The following is a 17,541-nucleotide window of genomic DNA, read 5'->3' on the forward strand; positions in this document are numbered from 1 at the left end:
GCCGCCGCCGACGGTCGATCCGCTGAGAGGCGATCCGCCGACGGTCAATCCGGCGGCGCGAAGATCGTGAGCGCACCGGGCGCGACGTCGACCCTGAGCGGCAGGGCGCCGATGGGATCGCCGTCCGCATACGCCGTCACACCGGGCGACGAGAGCCGCACCGATCGCACGCGGCGCATCACCACCTCAGCGACATCCCCATGGGTCCCCTGGTAGACGCGCGGCAGCAGGCGCAGCAGCCTCAGCCTCCCCGCCGGGCGCACCAGCACGAGATCGAGCAGGCCGTCGACGGGGTCCGCATCGGGACAGATCGGGATGCCGCCGCCATACGTGCGTCCGTTGCCCACGGTCGCCATCACGAGGTCGCCTCGCCACTGCTCGGACGTGCCGTCGGCGAGATCGGCCTCGACCTCGTAGGGCATGCCGGTGAGCGTCAGGAACTCCCGGAGGATCGCGATGGTGTAGCGCGAGCCGCCGCGCGGCCATCGCATCGCATTGGCGCGATCGTTGACCTTGGAGTCGAAGCCGCTCGCGAGCACCGAGCCGAAGTATCGCGTCGAGCCGTCCGACCGCGTCACCTTCGCCAGATCGATGCGGCGCGGAACTCCTGTCGCGATCGCGTCGGCCGCCGCCGTCACGTCGAGTTCGCGCAGGCCCAGCGTCGCCGCGAAGTCGTTGCCGGTGCCGCACGGCACGATGCCGAGGGGGATGCCGGTGCCCGCGACCTCCTGGATCGCGAGACTCACCGTTCCGTCGCCGCCCGCCACCGCCACCGCATCGATGCCGACGTCGATCGCGGCCCGCAGGAGCTCGGACGACTCCGCGGCGCTGCCGCCGCTGAGGATCGAGGTCTGCACGCCGTGGGCCCGGAGCCGCTCCGCGGCCCGTGTCGCCGCACCCGTTTGCGCTCCGGCCCGCGCCGCCGGATTGACCACGAGGGCGACCCTCATGTGCGGTCCGCCGGACCGGCGGGTTCCGTCGGCTCCGCGCCGGCGTCGACGAGCGCGCCGGGGTTCATGATGCCCTTCGGGTCGAGCACGCCCTTGACCGCACGCAGCACCTCCACCCCGAGCGGGCCGATCTCGGCTTCCAGGTACGGGCGGTGGTCGCGCCCGACGGCGTGATGGTGCGTGATCGTGCCCTGTGCCTGGCCGATGGCGCGGGACGCGGCATCCTTCGCCGCTGCCCACTGGCGCTGCGGATCGTCGGTCAGCGCCGCGACGACGGTGAAGTACAGCGAGGCGCCTGCGGGGTAGACGTGCGAGATGTGGCACAGGACGATCGGCTTGGCGCCGGCGGCGGACAGGCTCGCCGTGAGGGCGGCCGTGACCGAGCGCTTGAGGGCGTCGAGGCCCGACCAGCTGGTCGCGGTCTCGAGGGTCTCGGCGAGGACGCCGGCGTCCATGAGGGTGTCGCGCAGCGCGGGGGAGGCGAAGCGCCCGCGCTCCCACGACCGCGCCGGCTCCTCACCGCGGGAGGTCGCGCCATGCGCCGTGAAGACGCCGTCCAGCGCGTCGCGGACCGTCTCGGCCTCGCGGACGCTCGGGCCTTCGAAGGTCGCGACGGCGAGGCATCCGCGCAGGCGCGTGAGGTGCCCGCCCATGGCGGCGTTCACGCGCGTCTCGGTCTCGTCGCTCAGCCGGAGGACCGTCGGACGGATGCCGCGCTGCGTGGCCTCCCGGAACGCCGAGGTCCCCGCGGCGAAGTCCGGGAAGGACCATGCCCGGTAGACGGTCGCCGCAGGGACCGGGCGGATCCGCACCGTGACCTCGGTGAGCACGCCGAACGCGCCCTCCGAGCCCAGGAAGAGCTGGCGCAGATCGGGACCGGCGGCGCTCGCGGGGGAGCGGCCGAGTTCGAGATCACCCACCGGCGTGGCGACCCGCAGTGCGTGCACGAGGTCGTCGAAGCGGCCGTAGCCGCGCGACGCCTGCCCGCTCGACCGCGTCGCGGCGTAGCCCCCCAGGGACGCGTACTGGAAGCTCTGCGGGAAGTGGCCCAGCGTGAAGCCGCGGGCGCCGAGCAGCTCCTCGGCCTGCGGGCCCGTCGTGCCGGCGCCGAGGGTGGCGAGGAGCGAGACGTCGTCGAGCGCGAGGAGCGCCGCCGTGCGGCTGAGGTCGAGGGCGATCACGCTGCGGTGGCTGCCTCGTGCGGGCTCCACGCCGCCCACGACCGACGTTCCGCCGCCGAACGGGACGACGGCGATGCCCAGCCCGTCGCATGCGCACAGCACGGCGGCGACCTCGGCGTGGTCGGCGGGAGAGATGACGGCGTCGGGCGCCTGCTGGACCTCGTCGAGCCGCCGGCGCAGCAGGTCGGGCGTGCTCTTGCCGCCCAGGTGGAGGCGCCGGACCCCGTCGTCGCGCGTCGCGTTCTCGGCGCCGACCACGGCCGCGAGTGCGCCGAGGTCGGCGTCGGTGAGGCGCGACGGGGTCAGCACCGGCCCCTGGCGGCGCGCGACCGGGTGCGCCTTCCCCGGCAGCAGCGTCGCGACGATGGCCTTCGCGGCGGCAGGGAGGCGGGCGGGCTCCGAGCCCCAGGCATCCCAGTCTCCGCGAGGGCGCGGGCTCGGTCGTTCGAGCGGCCGCCCGGCCTGCGCTGGGAGGTCGGGCATCGTCGGCATCCGGCCAGTATGGCACCGCGGCGCGTGCACGCGTCCGGCGATCGCACCACCGATGCCGGGGTGGACATAGGGCATCATGTCAGGGTGCACAGCCGCGTGATGGGACGGACGCCCTTCTCTTCGACGCTCTCCGTCGCGCGGCGCACCCGCGAACTCGACACGCTCGCCGACGAGCGCGAGATCGACGTGCTCGTCATCGGCGGAGGCATCACCGGCGTGGGGATCGCGCTGGATGCCGCGACGAGGGGCCTGCGCACGGTGCTGGTCGAACGGCACGATCTCGCGCACGGGACGAGCCGGTTCAGCTCCAAGCTGGTCCACGGCGGGCTCCGGTACCTGGCATCGGGCCAGGTCGGTATCGCGCGCGAGAGCGCCGTCGAGCGGCACATCCTGCTCACCCGCACCGCGCCGCACCTCACGCGGGGGCTGGCGCAGATCGTCCCGCTGCACGCCCCCGGGCACGTGGCGCGCGGTGCCCTCGTCGGCCTGGGGTACGAGTTCGGCGACGGCTTGCGGCGCACGGTCGGCACCCCGGGTGCGCTCCTCCCCGGTCCGCGGCCGATCGGGGCGGCGGAGACGCTCCGGCTGGCCCCGGCGGTCGACCCCAGCGGCTTGCGCGGTGCCGTGCGAGGCTGGGACGGGCAGCTCATCGACGACGCCCGGCTGGTCGTCGCCGTCGCCCGCACGGCCGCCGGCTACGGGGCATCCATCCTCCCGCGTGTCGAAGCGGTCTCGGTCAGCGGTCGTGACGCGCTCCTTCGCGACACCGTTGCCGGCCACACCCTGACGGTGCACGCCAGGGCGGTGGTGAGCGCGACCGGCGTCTGGGCGGGGGAACTCGACCCGGATGTGCGGCTGCGCCCGAGCCGCGGCACTCACCTCGTGGTGTCGACCGAGCGGCTCGGCGGCTCGGACGTCTCGCTCACGGTGCCGATACCGGGCTCATCGAGCCGCTTCGTCTTCACGCTGCCGGCCGTGCACGGCCGCACGTACATCGGGATCACCGACGTCCCCGCCGACGGGCCGATCCCGCAGGTCGCGCAGTCGGCGGACAGTGAGATCGACACGCTCCTCGGCACGGTCAACACCGTGCTGTCCGAGCCGCTCGGGCGGGCCGACGTGCTCGCGACCTTCGCGGGACTGCGGCCGCTGCTGGAGGGGCGACATGACGCCGACACGAGCGACCTGTCGCGGCGTCACGCCATCATCGAGTCGTCGTCCGGCGTGCTGAGCGTGGTCGGCGGCAAGCTCACCACCTACCGCCGCATGGCCGAGGACGCGGTGGATGCGGTGATCCGGCGCGACCCGGGCCTTCCCTCCCGTCCGTCGCGTACGGCGTCGATCCCGCTCGTGGGCGCCTGGCCGCGCCACCGCCTGGCCGAGATCGCCGCCGCCCCTCGGCTGGTGCGGCGCTATGGGGCGGAGGCTCCGTACGTCGCCGCGCTGCCCGGCGGCGCGGGTGCCGCGCGCCGCGTGACGCCGCAGGAACTCGAGTGGGGGGTCAGGGTCGAGGGTGCCATGAGCATCGACGACCTGCTCGACCGCCGGACGAGGCTCGGCCTGGTCGACGCAGACAAGGCGTCGTCGACGGATGCCGCAGCCGCCGCCTTCGCCCGGGCGGGGGTCGAGCCGCTCCGACCGTCGTCATGACGATGGAAGGCGGGAGGCGCCCCCACGCCTCCCGCCCACAGGTGGTCACCGGTCACACTGTCCGGTGATCAGAACGAGTACGGCCCGGGAAGCGTCGCCGTCGCACCGCTCGTCGAGTCGACCAGCATGACGTCGGAGTAGGTTCCGGAGATCAGCGTGGACTTCTGACCGTTGGGGCAGTCGAGCACCGTCGACGGGTCCGGCGGGGTCAGCGTCAGGGAGCCCCTGATGTTGCCGTTCCTGTCGGCGCTGAACGTGCCGCTCGCCGACGGCTGCGTGGTGACGGTGGCCTTCTTCGGGTCGGACGGGTTCTTGCCTCCATTGTTGATGCACTGATACTCCGCCACGAGGGTCGCCGAAGCCGTGATCGTCTCCGTGGAGCCGGATTCGAGGCCGGCCTCTTTGAACGAGACGACGAGACTTGTGCCCTTCAGCGTCGCATCGGTCTGACTCTTGATGAAGTGGGCGCTGCCGGCGTAGGCAGGCGCCGCTGCGATGAGGACCGCGGCCGCGGCGGCGGCCAGAGCGATCGAGATGCGCTTGATGGACATTTCTTCCTCCCCCGGGGTTCTTCGGATCGGTGGTGCGTGATCCCCGGTAAGCGCAAAGAAGAACCCCGAGAGATTCTAGGTCGGCAGGTTCCGCCGGGGTATCCGGGTCTTCTCCCTAGGTGAAACCCCCCGATGTGCCGAACGGCCCCGGAACCTCCCACACGCAGCGGGGGTTCCGGGGCCGTTCGCGGCGGACCGCGCTCAGAGCGTCAGCGCCTCCTGCATGATGGCCGCCTGCTCGGCGGCGTGCACCTTCGGTGAACCGGTGGCGGTGGATGCCGCGGCCGCGCGCGAGACGCGGCGGATCGTGCGCCCGCGGAGGTGCTTCACGACCTCGAGGGCGATGAACGGCCACGCGCCCTGGTTCTCGGGCTCGTCCTGCGCCCAGACCAGCTCGGCGTTCGGGTACGAGTCGATGACCCGGTTCAGGTCCTCGATCGGGGCCGGGTAGTACTGCTCCAGCCGCACCAGCGCGATCTCGGGGTTGGGGTTCTTCTCGAGCTCGGCGCGAAGATCCCAGTGGATCTTGCCCGCGTGCAGCAGGACTCGCTTGACGGCGGACTTGTCCAGGCCGCGGTCGTCGTCGATCACCGGTTCGAACCGGCCGGTGAGGAAGTCCTCCACCGGGCTGGTCGCCCCGCGCAGGCGCAGCATCGCCTTCGGCGTGAAGACGACGAGCGGACGGCGCGGGCGAGCGTACGCCTGACGACGCAGCAGGTGGAAGTACGACGCGGGCGTCGAGGGACGAGCGACGGTCATGTTGTCCTGCGCGCACATCTGCAGGTACCGCTCGATGCGAGCCGACGAGTGGTCGGGGCCCTGGCCCTCGTAGCCGTGCGGGAGCAGCAGCACGACACTCGACTGCTGACCCCACTTCTGCTCAGCCGAGGAGATGAACTCGTCGATCACCGACTGGGCGCCGTTCGCGAAGTCGCCGAACTGCGCCTCCCACAGCACCAGCGAGTCGGCGCGCTCGACCGAGTAGCCGTACTCGAACGCCATCGCGGCGTACTCGCTGAGGAACGAGTCGTAGACGTAGAACTTGCCCTGATCGTCGGACAGGTTCGTCAGCGGGATCCACTCCTGGCCGTTCGACCGGTCGTGCAGCACAGCGTGGCGCTGCACGAATGTGCCGCGGCGCGAGTCCTGGCCGGCCAGGCGCACGTTCGTCTTCTCCAGCAGCAGCGAGCCGAACGCGAGCAGCTCGCCGAAGCCCCAGTCGATCGAGCCGTTGCGGCTCATGTCGAGACGCTTGTCGAGCAGCTGCTGAAGCTTGTTGTGGACCGCGAATCCGTCGGGCTTGTTGACGAAGGTGTCGCCGATGAGGCTCACCACCTCGCGCGAGACCCCGGTCGTCTGGGGCTCGCCGGTGGCCGGCTCCTCAGCCGCCGCCAGTTCCGGCGTGACCACGGCCGAAGATCCGGTCTCCGCGGCGTGCGTCTCGGCGAAGGCGACCTCGAGGCGGCCCTGGAAGTCCTGCTTGGCCTTCTCGTACTCCTCCTCGGTGATGTCGCCACGACCGACGAGGGCCTCGGTGTAGAGACGCCGGACCGATCGCTTCGCCTCGATGAGGTTCGTCATCAGCGGCTGCGTCATCGACGGATCGTCGCCCTCGTTGTGCCCGCGGCGGCGGTAGCAGACGAGATCGACCACGACGTCGCGGTGGAACTGCTCGCGGTACGCGAAGGCCAGCTGCGCGACGCGGGTGACCGCCTCGGGGTCGTCGCCGTTGACGTGGAAGACCGGCGCCTGGATGGTCTTCGCGACGTCCGTCGCGTACACCGAGCTGCGCCCGTCGGTGGGCGTCGTGGTGAAGCCGACCTGGTTGTTGACGACGATGTGGATGGTTCCGCCGGTGCGGTAGCCCCGCAGCTGCGACATCTGCAGCGTCTCGACGACGACGCCCTGGCCGGCGAAGGCCGCGTCGCCGTGGACCAGGATCGGCAGCCACGTGAAGGTGCCGATGGGCTTGCGGTCCTGCTTGGCGCGCACGATGCCCTCGAGCACGCCGTCGACGGTCTCGAGGTGCGACGGGTTCGCCGCGAGGTACACGGGCAGCTCGCCGTCGTTGTCGGCGGAGAAGGTGCCCTCGGTGCCGAGGTGGTACTTGACGTCGCCGGACCCGCTCTTGGAGCCGATCGCGACAGAGCCCTCGAACTCGCGGAACACCTGGCCGTACGTCTTGCCGGCGATGTTCGTCAGCACGTTGAGGCGGCCGCGGTGCGCCATGCCGATCGCGGCCCCCTCGAGCCCGGTCTGGGCCGCGCCCTGCAGGATCTCGTCGAGAAGCGGGATGAGCGACTCGCCGCCTTCGAGGCTGAAGCGCTTCTGCCCGACGTACTTCGTCTGCAGGAAGGTCTCGAACGCCTCGGCCTGGTTGAGCTTGTCGAGGATGCGCAGCTGCTCGTCGTGGCCGGGCTTCTGGTACTTGACCTCGACGTTCTGCTGGAACCACGCGCGCTGCGCGGGATCCTGGATGTGCATGTACTCGATGCCGATGGTGCGGCAGTACGAGTCGCGCAGGACGCCGAGGATGTCGCGCAGCTTCATCTGACGCTTGCCGCCGAAGCCGTTCGTGACGAACTCGCGGTCGAGGTCCCAGAACGTGAGGCCGTGGTTCTCGATCTCGAGGTCGGGGTGCGTGCGCTGCACGTATTCCAGCGGATCGGTGTCGGCCATGAGGTGGCCGCGCACGCGGAACGAGTTGATGAGCTCCTGGACGCGGGCGGTCTTGTCGACGCGCTCCGCCAGATCGACGTTGATGTCGGAGGCCCAGTGGATCGGCGCGTACGGGATGCGCAGCGCCGCGAAGATGTCCTCGTAGAAGGAGCGCTGGCCGATGAGCAGCTCGTGCACCTTCTTCAGGAACTCGCCCGAGCCCGCGCCCTGGATGACGCGGTGGTCGTAGGTGCTCGTCAGCGTGATCGTCTTGCCGATGGCCAGCTCGTTGAGCGTCTTGTCGCTCGCGCCCTGGAACTCGGCCGGGTACTCGAGGGCGCCGGCACCGACGATGCAGCCCTGGCCCTTCATGAGCCGCGGCACCGAGTGGACGGTGCCGATGCCGCCGGGGTTGGTCAGCGAGATCGTCGTGCCCTGGAAATCGGCCGCCGTCAGCTTGTTGCCGCGGGCGCGGGTGACCAGGTCCTCGTAGGTGGTGAGGTACTCGTTGAACGTCAGCTGCTCGGCGCGCTTGATGCTCGGCACCAGCAGGGCGCGGGTGCCGTCCGGCTTCGGGAGGTCGATCGCGATGCCGAGGTTGATGTGCGCCGGGGCGACGAGGGAGGGCTTGCCGTCGATCTCGGCGTAGAACACGTTCTGGCTCGGGAACTCCTTGAGCGCCTGGATGATCGCCCAGCCGATGAGGTGGGTGAAGCTCACCTTGCCGCCGCGAGTGCGGGCCATGTGGTTGTTGATGACGATGCGGTTGTCGATCATCAGCTTCGCCGGAACGGTGCGCACGCTGGTCGCGGTCGGGACCGTCAGCGACTCGTCCATGTTGGCCGCGAGGGTCTTGGGCATGCCGCGCAGCGTCGTGACGACGTCGGCCTCGGCCTCACCGTCCGCCGCCGAGGGCTGCGCCTTGGGCGCCTGCGCCGGGATCGGCTGCGGCGCGGCCGGACGTGCGGTGGTGCGGGCCACAGGCTGTGCACCGATCACGGGGATCGGCGCCGTCATCGGACGGGGCTCGGATGCGGCGGCCGGAGCCGCGGCCGCCGGAGCCGGCGTGGCCGGAGCCGCGGCCGTGGGAGCCGCGGACGCGGGGGACGGCGTGGCCGCGGGGGCCTCCGTCGGTGCCGAGCCGTCGAGGGGGTGGTAGGCCTCGAGAACGGGCCACCACGCCTTGTCGACGGAGTTCCGGTCGATCTTGAACTGTTCGTACAGCTCCTCGACGAGCCACTCGTTGGCTCCGAACTCTCCTTCGTTCGAAACCCCGACGCCCGTCACCTGGCTCGACACGCTGAATCGCCTGCTTTCATCGGTGAAGTTCTGGGATACGCGCGGGGCGGGACCGCCATCACACGCGCCGGTTAAGCCTAGCCCAGTCTTCGCGAGGGGTCCCTGCCTCAGCCGCGCGGGAATCTGAAAGAAGCGTCAGGATTAACCCCACAGGAACTGTCACTACCCTTGGCCGACATGGAGTTCTACGGCGAAACCCCCGACGTCGATCTGACCTACTCGGACGTCTTCCTCGTTCCACGACGGTCCGCGATCACGAGCCGCCTCGACGTCGACCTCGCTCCGGGTGACGGAACGTCGGCCACGCTTCCGCTCGTCTCCGCGAACATGAACTCGGTCACGGGTGCACGCCTGGCAGCGACGCTGGCACGCCGCGGCGGCCTCGGCGTGCTGCCTCAGGACATGCCGCTGCAGGAGCTCGACGCCGCGATCCGCTGGGTCAAGGCGCAACCGGTCTCCTGGGACACGCCCCTGGTGCTGCCGCCCGACGCGACGGTCGCCGACGCGACCCGCCTGCTTCCGCCGACCGAGGGCCACGGGATCGTGGTGGCGGACGCGTCCACGGGCCACGTCGACGCCGCGGACATCCTCGGGATGGTGCCGGCGACGCGCCTGGGCACCGCCCTGCCGGACGCACGTCTGGGCGACCTCGCGCGCGGGCGGGCAGCATCCGTCGACGCCGACGACATCGAGAGCGCTCGTCACGCGTTCGACGTGATCGTCGCAGCGGAGGCCGAAACGGTGTGCGTGCTGCACCACGGGCACCTCGTGGGCACGCTCTCGCGCCGGAGCGCGCTCCGTTCGACGCTCTATACGCCGGCCGTCGACGCGTCGGGCCGGCTCATCGTCGCGGCAGCCGTCGGCATCAACGGCGATGTCGCGGCCAAGGCGCAGGCGCTCGCGGCGGCGGGCGTCGACGTGCTCGTCGTCGACACCGCCCACGGACACCAGGAGGGAATGCTGCGCGCACTCCGCGCGGTCGCCGACCTCGACCTCGGCATTCCGATCGCCGCGGGCAACATCGTCAGCGCCGAAGGCGTGCACGACCTCGTGACCGCCGGCGCCACCATCCTCAAGGTCGGCGTCGGTCCCGGAGCCATGTGCACCACCCGCATGATGACGGCCGTCGGGCGCCCGCAGTTCTCCGCCGTTCTCGAGACGGCCGAGGCCGCGCGCATCATGGGCGCGCACGTATGGGCCGACGGAGGCGTCCGGTACCCGCGCGACGTCGCGCTCGCGCTCGCGGCGGGCGCCTCGTCCGTCATGATCGGGTCGTGGTTCGCGGGCACGATCGAGGCGCCCGGCGAGCTGCAGGTCGACGAGGCCGGCCGCGCCTACAAGGAGTCGTGGGGCATGGCGTCGACGAAGGCCGTGCACGAGCGGTTCGGGCGTCTCGACCCGTACGAGCTCGCGCGCAAGGAGCTCTTCGCCGAGGGCATCTCCTCATCGAGGATCTACCTCGACCCGCTGCGCCCGGGCCTGGAGGATCTCCTCGACATGATCACGTCGGGCGTGCGGTCGTCCTTCACCTACGCCGGCGCGTCGACGGTCGGCGAGTTCCACGACCGCGCCCGCGTCGGCCTCCAGTCCGCCGCCGGCTACGAAGAGGGCAAGGCGCTTCCGGTCAGCTGGTGAGCCGCCGGTGAGGATGACGGATGCCGCGGGCCGCGGCATCCGTCACCCTCACCGTCCGCGGGCGTCGTCGCGCACGGTCGCCTGCTCAGGGTCGTCCTCGTGCTCGAGGCGGATGCGCCGGCCCTCCTCGACGTCCTTGCGCTCCTTCTCCTCGGCCTTGTCCATCTTGCGGGTGTCGCGCGGCGGGAGCTGGATGTTCTCCTCGGCGGCGATGCCGGCCTGCAGCTCCCGGCCCCGCTCCAGCTCGGCGTCGAACTCGGCGCCGAACAGCAGGGCGATGTTCGCGATCCACAGCCACAGCAGGAAGATGATGATGCCCGCCAGCGAGCCGTACGTGCGGTCGTAGTTCGAGAAGTTCGCGACGTACAGCCCGAACAGCACCGACGCGACGACCAGGGTGAGGATGGCCAGCAGCGAGCCGAGACTGATCCAGCGGAACTTCGGCTGCTTGGCGTTGGGCGTCGCGTAGTAGAGGATCGCGACCATCAGCACGACGATGAGCGCGAGCACCGGCCACTTCACGATCTCCCACACGGTGGTGGCGACCTCGCCGAGCCCCAGCGCCGAGCCCACCGCGTCCGCGACCGGACCGGAGACGACCAGGATCACCAGGGCGACCACGATGAGCGCCACCCCGATCACCGTCACGAGGAGCTGAGCGGGCTTCAGCTTCCAGAACGGACGGCCCTCGCGGATCTCGTAGATCCGGTTCATGGCTCGGCTGAAGGCGCCCACGTAGCCGGACGCGGACCAGATCGCCAGCAGCAGACCCAGGATCAGGCCCCATCCGGCCGCGGGGGATTCGGCGAGCTGCTGGAGCGGACCGCTGAGGGTCTTGGCGGTCTCGGGCGAGGCGGACTCCACGACCCCGAGGATCACGTCCGTCGCCTTCCCGTTGCCGGCGATGAGCCCGAAGATCGAGAACACGGCCACGAGCCCCGGGAAGATCGCCAGCACCGAGTAGTAGGTGAGCGCGGCGGCGATGTCGGTGCACTCGTCCGCCGAGAACTCCCGGAAGGTCTTGGTGAAGATGTACTTCCAGGACCGCTTCTCGACCTGGCCCGGCGTATCGGGCTTGGCGGGGTGCTCGGGATCCGGGGCGTTCCGGTCGTCGTCGGCCTGGGTGTCGGTAGTGGCGGTCATGACGTCTCCGCATCGTTGGCGCGATCGGCGCAGCGCGCCGGGTGCACCAGCCTGCAACGGCCGACGCCCCGTGGGCAGGGGCTTGACACCTCCCGCGGCGCCCGTCAGGAGCCCTGGCATACAATGGTCGGCACGATGGACGACCCTCCTCCTTGTAGACAATCGCCCCACCGACCCTCCACCCCGATGTCTGGGCCTGACCGCCGGTTGCAGCCCAGGAGGAGTGCGTGATGGATTACGTCATGTTGGGCGTGGGGCTTCTTCTCACCATCGGCACCGGTCTGTTCGTCGCGAGCGAGTTCGCGCTCGTGAATCTCGACCGCGCCGACCTCGAGGCCCGTCAGGCGGCGGGCGAGACGCGGCTCTCGCTGACGATCAGCGCGTTGCGCATCACCTCGACGCACCTCTCGAGCGCACAGCTCGGCATCACGCTGACGACTCTCCTCACCGGTTACACGATGGAGCCGGCGATCTCGAACCTGCTCGCGCCGGTGTTCGACGCGTGGGGCATCCCGAGCGGTGTCTCCCGGCCGCTCGCCGCCATCATCGGCGTATCGATCGCGACCGTGTTCTCGATGATCATCGGCGAACTCGTGCCCAAGAACTTCGCGCTGGCGATCCCGCGGCAGACGGCCAAGCTCGTCATGCCGTTCCAGGTCGCGTTCACCACGGTCTTCCGCCCGGCGATCGCCGTGCTCAACGGCAGTGCGAACGGCGTGCTCCGCTCTGTCGGCATCGAGCCGAAGGAGGAGCTCTCGGGCGCCCGCACCGCCGAGGAGCTGTCGAGCCTCGTCCGGCGCTCGGCGAGCGCCGGCGTGCTGGAGGAGGACACCGCGTCGCTCCTCGACCGAAGCCTCACCTTCGCCCGGCTCTCGGCGGCCGACGTCATGACGCCGCGCCCGAGCATCCACGCGCTCGCCGCAGAGGATTCCGCCGAGGACGTCATCCAGCTCGCGCGCCGCACCGGCCACAGCCGGTTCCCCGTGTACGGCGAGGACATGGACGACATCACCGGGATCGTCCACCTCAAGGCCGCCGTCGGCGTGCCGCGCGAGCGACGCGGCGACGTGCCCGCCGCCGCGCTGGCGACCGAGCCGCTGCGGTTCCCCGAGGCCGTGCACCTGGACGTGCTCGTCGCAGAGCTGCGAGCCCGCGGCTACCAGATGGCGGTCGTCGTCGACGAGTACGGCGGCACCGCGGGTGTCGTCACGCTCGAGGACCTGGTGGAGGAGATCGTCGGCGAGGTGCTCGACGAGCACGACCGACGTCGCGCCGGCATCGTCCGCGTCGGCGACGCCGTGATCTTCCCGGCCGAGCTGCGGCCCGACGAGGTGCGCGACCGCACCGGCATCCGGATTCCCGAGGGCGACGTGTACGACACCGTGGGCGGCTTCATCATGAGCGTGCTCGAGCGCATCCCGGCCGTCGGCGACTCCGTCGACATCGAGGACGGCACGCTGGAGGTCCAGCGCATGGACGGCCGCCGCGTCGACCGCGTGCGGTTCACCCCCACGCCGATGCCCCACGAAGAGGCGACCGAGGGAGGTGAGGGCCGATGAGCGACTGGGCAGGAATCGCCTGGCTGGTGGTGCTCCTCATCGCCAACGCCTTCTTCGTCGGCGCCGAGTTCGCCGTCATCTCGGCGCGCCGCTCGCAGATCGAGCCGCTCGCCGAGAGGGGCTCGCGCTCGGCGAAGACCGCGCTCTACGCCATGGAGCACGCCACGCTCATGCTGGCGACGAGCCAACTCGGCATCACGATCTGCTCGCTGCTGATCCTGAACGTGTCGGAGCCCGCCATCCACCACCTCCTCGCCGAGCCGCTCGGACTGACCGGCTGGTCGGAGGCCGTCGTGGACGGGGTCGCGTTCGCCGTGGCACTCATCGTGGTGTCGTACCTCCATGTGGTGTTCGGCGAGATGGTGCCCAAGAACCTGGCGTTCTCGGTGCCCGACCGTGCGGTGCTGATGCTCGCGACCCCGCTGGTGTGGGTCTCGAAGGTCTTCCACCCCGTGATCGTGACCCTCAACTGGATCGCGAATCACGTCGTGCGGCTGTTCGGCGTCGAGCCGAAGGACGAGGCCGCCTCGACGTTCACGCTCGAGGAGGTCGCGACGATCGTCAACCAGTCGCGTATCGAGGGCGTGCTCCACGACACCGCCGGAACCGTCGCCGCTGCGGTCGAGTTCACCGACAAGAAGGCGGCCGACGTCGCGGTGCCGCTCTCGCAGCTCGTGACGCTGCCGTCGTCGACCACCCCCGACGAGATCGAGCGAGCCGTCGCCAAGCACGGCTTCTCGCGCTACGTCATCGTCGATGACAGCGGCGTGCCGCTCGGCTACGTGCACCTCAAGGACATCCTGCGAGCGGCGGAGGGACCGGATGCCGCGACCGACGTCGCGCGCCCGATCCCGACGAAGCGCATCCACCACATGGTGCCGGTGCTCGAGTCGACCGACCTCGAGGACGCGCTCGCGCTCATGCGCCGTGCGGGACGTCACCTCGCGCAGGTGCGCACGGAGTCCGGAGAGATCACCGCGGTGCTGTTCCTCGAGGACATCATCGAGGAGCTCATCGGCGAGGTGCAGGACGCGACCCGCCGGCGCGGCTTCTGAGGCGATGGCAATGAGCGGATGCTGCGACCCGGGGTCGCAGCATCCGCTCGTCGCATTCGTGGGTCAGCGGCGCGCCCGCAGGTACGGAGCGGGCCAGTAGTCGATGTCGACGCCGAGCTCCGAGGCGGCGCGGAGCCCGTAGTGCGGATCGCGCAGCCATTCGCGGCCGGCCATGACGGCGTCGGCGAGATCCTCGGCGAGCACGCGCTCGGCGTGCTCGGCGTCGTCGATCATTCCGACCGCGTTGACCGGAACGCCGGCTTCGCGACGCACGCGTGCCGCGAGCTCGACCTGGTAGCCCGGGCCGGTGGTGATGCGCTGATGGGCCACGAGGCCGCCGCTGGAGATGTCGAAGAAGTCGGCGCCGCGCTCTGCCGCCCAGCGTGCGACCGCGATGGTGTCATCGGCGTCCCAGCCGCCGTCGGCCCAGTCCGTGGCGGAGAACCGCACGATGACGGGGACGCCGGGGGCGGCATCCGTCACCGCGTCCAGGGCCCGCAGCAGCAGCCTCGCCCGGTTCTCGAGGGAGCCGCCGTACTCGTCGTCGCGCAGGTTCGACAGCGGCGAGAGGAACTGGTGCAGCAGGTACCCGTGCGCGGCGTGCAGCTCGAGCACCTGGAACCCCGCCTCGACGGCGCGGCGGGCGGCCGAGCCGAAGTCGGCGACCACGCCGTCGATGCCGGCGAGGTCCAGTGCCACCGGCTCGGCGTAGCCGTCGAAAGCGATCGCCGAGGGAGCCACAGTGGTCCAGCCGCCGTCAGCCGCGGAGACCGAGCCGCGACGGCCCGAGAACGGCGACCACGTCGACGCCTTGCGCCCGGCGTGCGCGAGCTGGACGCCCGCCACCGCGCCGCGGTTGCGGATGGCGGCGACGATCGGCGCCCAGGCGTCTCGCTGCTCGTCGCTCCACAGGCCCGTGTCTTCCGGCGAGATGCGTCCCTCGGGCGACACGGCGGTCGCCTCGGCGACGATGAGGCCCGCACCACCCGACGCGAACTGCGCGAGGTGGGTGTGGTGCCACTCCTGCGGCACGCCGTCGACGGCGCTGTACTGGCACATCGGCGACACCCAGAGACGGTTCCGCACCGTCACGTCGCGCAGGGTGAGAGGGGTGAACAAGCGGCTCATCGGGTCTCCGGATCGGATCGGGGGAGCGGTACTGTGACCACATGGTGAGGACGTGGGGGCGTGCGGATGCCGCCCGCGCCCTTCGGACGCCAACGGCCGGCGACGACAAGTATTCCCGAGGCGTCCTGGGCATGCGGACCGGCTCGGAGGCCTATCCGGGTGCAGCGGTGCTCGGTGTCGAGGCCGCGTGGCGAACGGGACTCGGCATGGTCCGCTACCTCGGCCCCGAGCGGCCCGCCGGCCTGGTGCTCGCCCGACGGCCCGAGACGGTTACGACCGACGGCCGGGTGCAGGCGTGGGTGATCGGGTCGGGGACGGATGCCTCGGTGCGGAGTCCCGCCGACACCGCGGCGCTGCGCTCCGTGCTGTCCGACACCGACCCCGTGGTGGTCGATGCGGGAGCGCTCGACCTCGCGGCGGATGCCACGGCTCCCCGCATCCTCACGCCGCACGACCGCGAGCACGCGCGGTTGCGCGCGGCGCTGGGCCTCGGACATCCGCCCGCCGACCGGGTGGCGGCGGCGTGCGAGACGGCCGAGGCCACCGGAGCCGTGGTGCTGCTCAAGGGCGCCGTGACGGTGGTCGCCGCACCCGGCGGATGGGCCGCGACCGTGGAGGCGGGCACGCCGTGGCTCGCGACCGCCGGCACGGGCGACGTGCTCGCGGGCGTGATCGGCGCGCTCGTTGCCGGCGCGATGGCACGCGAAGAGCAGACGGATGCCGCCACCCTGGCCGCGCTCGCGGCCTCGGGCGCGTGGCTGCACGGGCGGGCGGGCGTCATCGCGGCGCAGGGCGCGGGACGGGGACGCGCGCCGGACTCGCCGTCCGTCGGCGAGGGGCCGATCACCGCCCTCGACGTCGCCGAGGCGCTGCCCCGTGCGGTCGCCGAGGCGCTGGCGCCCTGACAGGACGCGCGGCCCGCGCCGTGGGCGTGCCGTCCCGTTCGGGGCGTCGAGCCGCGTGCGTCCGGGCCGCCGTCCCTAGGATGGTGGGGTGTCTCGGCGGGCGGTGATGTGGGTCGCGTTCTGCCTCGTGCATGCGGTCGTGATCTGGCTGGGCTTCACCGACGACCACGCCGCCTCATGGGACGTCGACCAGCTCTACCGCTGGTGGGCCGGACGCACGCTCGCCGGCGGCGCCTTCCCGGGCATCACGGAGGACTGGGTCTACCCCCCGCTCGCGCAGCTGCCGATCCTGCTCGTCGGCGCGACCGCCGGCGTCATCGACTACACCCTCGGCTGGGGGCTGCTCGTGACCGTGCTCGACGCCGCGGCTTTCGCGATGCTGGTCGGGCGCGCCCGCTCTCGTGGGCGTGTGCTGGCCGCGTGGTTCTGGCTGGCGGCGATCCTCGCCCTCGGCGGCGTGGGCATGTTCCGGCTCGACGCCGTCACGGTGCCGCTCGGCATCGCCGGCTCGCTGTGGCTCCTCGGGCGCCCGTGGCTGGGCTCGGCTCTTCTCACGGCCGCGACGTGGGTCAAGGTCTGGCCTGCCGCACTCCTCGTCGCCGCGCTCGTCGCGGGGCGGCGACGACTGGCGGTCGTCGGTGCCGCGGCTGCGGTCTCGGCGGCCGTCGTCGCCGCGGTCGTGATCGGCGGCGGCAGCGCGCACCTCTTCGGGTTCGTGGGTGACCAGACCTCGCGCGGGCTGCAGATCGAGGCGCCCGTCAGCGCCGTCTACATGGTGCTCGCGGCGGCGGGCGTACGCGGCGCATGGATCTTCTACGACCGCGAACTCGTGACTTTCCAGGTGACCGGGCCGGGGGTCGACGTCGTCATCGCGGCCATGACGCCCATCATGATCCTCGGCATGCTGGCGATCGCGGGCATCGGAGCGATCAAGGCCTGGCGAGGCGCCTCGTTCGGCAGCTTGTTCCCGTCGCTCGCCGCCGCGCTGGTGCTGGGGTTCATCGTGCTCAACAAGGTCGGCTCGCCGCAGTACATGATCTGGCTCGCGGTGCCGGTCGTGGTGGGTCTCGCGCTGGATCGCCGGCGGTGGCGCCGCCCGGCCCTGCTCACGCTGGTGATCCTCGCTCTCACCCAGCTGCTCTTCCCGTTCTGGTACGACGCCCTCCTCGTGCTGCAGCCGAGCGCGGTGGCGCTGCTGGTCGCGCGCAACGTCCTGGTGGTCGTGCTCTTCGCGTGGGTCGTCGTGCGGCTCGTCCGTGTGCCCGCCCACAACCGGGCCCTGCTGCGCGTGACAGAGTAGAAGGCAGCGGCAACGCCGTCCGACCCGAAGACCCC

Annotated in this window: 12 protein-coding genes; 6 read left to right on the plus strand and 6 right to left on the minus strand. The window is 71.4% G+C overall.

The features are described from left to right. Nucleotides 1-44 precede the first annotated feature (44 nt). Nucleotides 45-950 (minus strand): diacylglycerol kinase, encoded by a 906-nt coding sequence (locus tag ACN9MP_RS05525; protein WP_426324313.1) that lies wholly within the window; start codon nt 948-950, stop codon nt 45-47. Further along, nucleotides 947-2,623 carry an FAD-binding oxidoreductase gene (locus ACN9MP_RS05530; protein ID WP_426324314.1) on the minus strand — a complete coding sequence of 559 codons (1,677 nt, stop codon included), beginning with the start codon at nt 2,621-2,623 and terminating at the stop codon, nt 947-949. Before ACN9MP_RS05530 ends, ACN9MP_RS05525 begins: the two co-directional genes overlap by 4 nt. A gap of 84 nt (nt 2,624-2,707) precedes the next feature. Between ACN9MP_RS05530 and ACN9MP_RS05535 the strand changes: the two genes are divergently transcribed. Continuing rightward, entirely contained in the window at nt 2,708-4,273 is a 1,566-nt protein-coding gene (locus tag ACN9MP_RS05535) for a glycerol-3-phosphate dehydrogenase/oxidase (RefSeq protein WP_426324315.1), read from the plus strand. 68 nt (nt 4,274-4,341) lie between these two features. Here ACN9MP_RS05535 and ACN9MP_RS05540 read toward each other — a convergent pair whose 3' ends face one another. Both ACN9MP_RS05540 and ACN9MP_RS05545 read right to left on the minus strand, forming a co-directional pair. Continuing rightward, nucleotides 4,342-4,824, minus strand: a complete 483-nt coding sequence (locus ACN9MP_RS05540; protein ID WP_426324316.1) for a hypothetical protein — start codon at nt 4,822-4,824, stop codon at nt 4,342-4,344. Between the two features lie 201 nt (nt 4,825-5,025). Further along, on the minus strand, nt 5,026-8,781 hold the full coding sequence (locus ACN9MP_RS05545) for a multifunctional oxoglutarate decarboxylase/oxoglutarate dehydrogenase thiamine pyrophosphate-binding subunit/dihydrolipoyllysine-residue succinyltransferase subunit (RefSeq protein ID WP_426324317.1): 3,756 nt from the start codon (nt 8,779-8,781) through the stop codon (nt 5,026-5,028). Between the two features lie 177 nt (nt 8,782-8,958). Here ACN9MP_RS05545 and ACN9MP_RS05550 point away from each other — a divergent pair, with 177 nt between their 5' ends. Then, the gene (locus ACN9MP_RS05550; protein WP_426324318.1) at nt 8,959-10,416 is read left to right on the plus strand and encodes a GuaB1 family IMP dehydrogenase-related protein; all 1,458 of its coding nucleotides are present in this window, start codon (nt 8,959-8,961) and stop codon (nt 10,414-10,416) included. A gap of 48 nt (nt 10,417-10,464) precedes the next feature. Here the strand turns inward: ACN9MP_RS05550 and ACN9MP_RS05555 are convergent, their stop codons facing one another. Further along, nucleotides 10,465-11,559 carry a YihY/virulence factor BrkB family protein gene (locus ACN9MP_RS05555; RefSeq protein ID WP_426324319.1) on the minus strand — a complete coding sequence of 365 codons (1,095 nt, stop codon included), beginning with the start codon at nt 11,557-11,559 and terminating at the stop codon, nt 10,465-10,467. Between the two features lie 230 nt (nt 11,560-11,789). On the opposite strand from ACN9MP_RS05555, the gene ACN9MP_RS05560 reads away from it, so the two are divergent. Then, on the plus strand, nt 11,790-13,118 hold the full coding sequence (locus ACN9MP_RS05560) for a hemolysin family protein (RefSeq protein ID WP_426324320.1): 1,329 nt from the start codon (nt 11,790-11,792) through the stop codon (nt 13,116-13,118). Next, nucleotides 13,115-14,173 carry a hemolysin family protein gene (locus ACN9MP_RS05565; RefSeq protein ID WP_426324321.1) on the plus strand — a complete coding sequence of 353 codons (1,059 nt, stop codon included), beginning with the start codon at nt 13,115-13,117 and terminating at the stop codon, nt 14,171-14,173. Before ACN9MP_RS05560 ends, ACN9MP_RS05565 begins: the two co-directional genes overlap by 4 nt. Nucleotides 14,174-14,236: 63 nt before the next feature. On the opposite strand, the gene ACN9MP_RS05570 is transcribed toward ACN9MP_RS05565, so the two are convergent. After that, nucleotides 14,237-15,301: an NADH:flavin oxidoreductase/NADH oxidase gene (locus tag ACN9MP_RS05570; RefSeq protein ID WP_426324322.1), complete on the minus strand. Its 1,065-nt coding sequence runs from the start codon at nt 15,299-15,301 to the stop codon at nt 14,237-14,239. A gap of 41 nt (nt 15,302-15,342) precedes the next feature. Here ACN9MP_RS05570 and ACN9MP_RS05575 point away from each other — a divergent pair, with 41 nt between their 5' ends. Together ACN9MP_RS05575 and ACN9MP_RS05580 are read left to right on the plus strand one after the other, a co-directional pair. Then, a complete protein-coding gene (locus tag ACN9MP_RS05575; protein ID WP_426324323.1) occupies nt 15,343-16,206 on the plus strand; it encodes an ADP-dependent NAD(P)H-hydrate dehydratase in 864 nt (287 codons plus the stop codon). Nucleotides 16,207-16,294: 88 nt separating this feature from the next. Next, a complete protein-coding gene (locus ACN9MP_RS05580; RefSeq protein ID WP_426324324.1) occupies nt 16,295-17,506 on the plus strand; it encodes a hypothetical protein in 1,212 nt (403 codons plus the stop codon). The last annotated feature ends 35 nt before the right edge of the window (nt 17,507-17,541 follow it).

It is taken from the genome of Microbacterium sp. E-13, from assembly GCF_049912955.1.
Classification (GTDB): domain Bacteria; phylum Actinomycetota; class Actinomycetes; order Actinomycetales; family Microbacteriaceae; genus Microbacterium.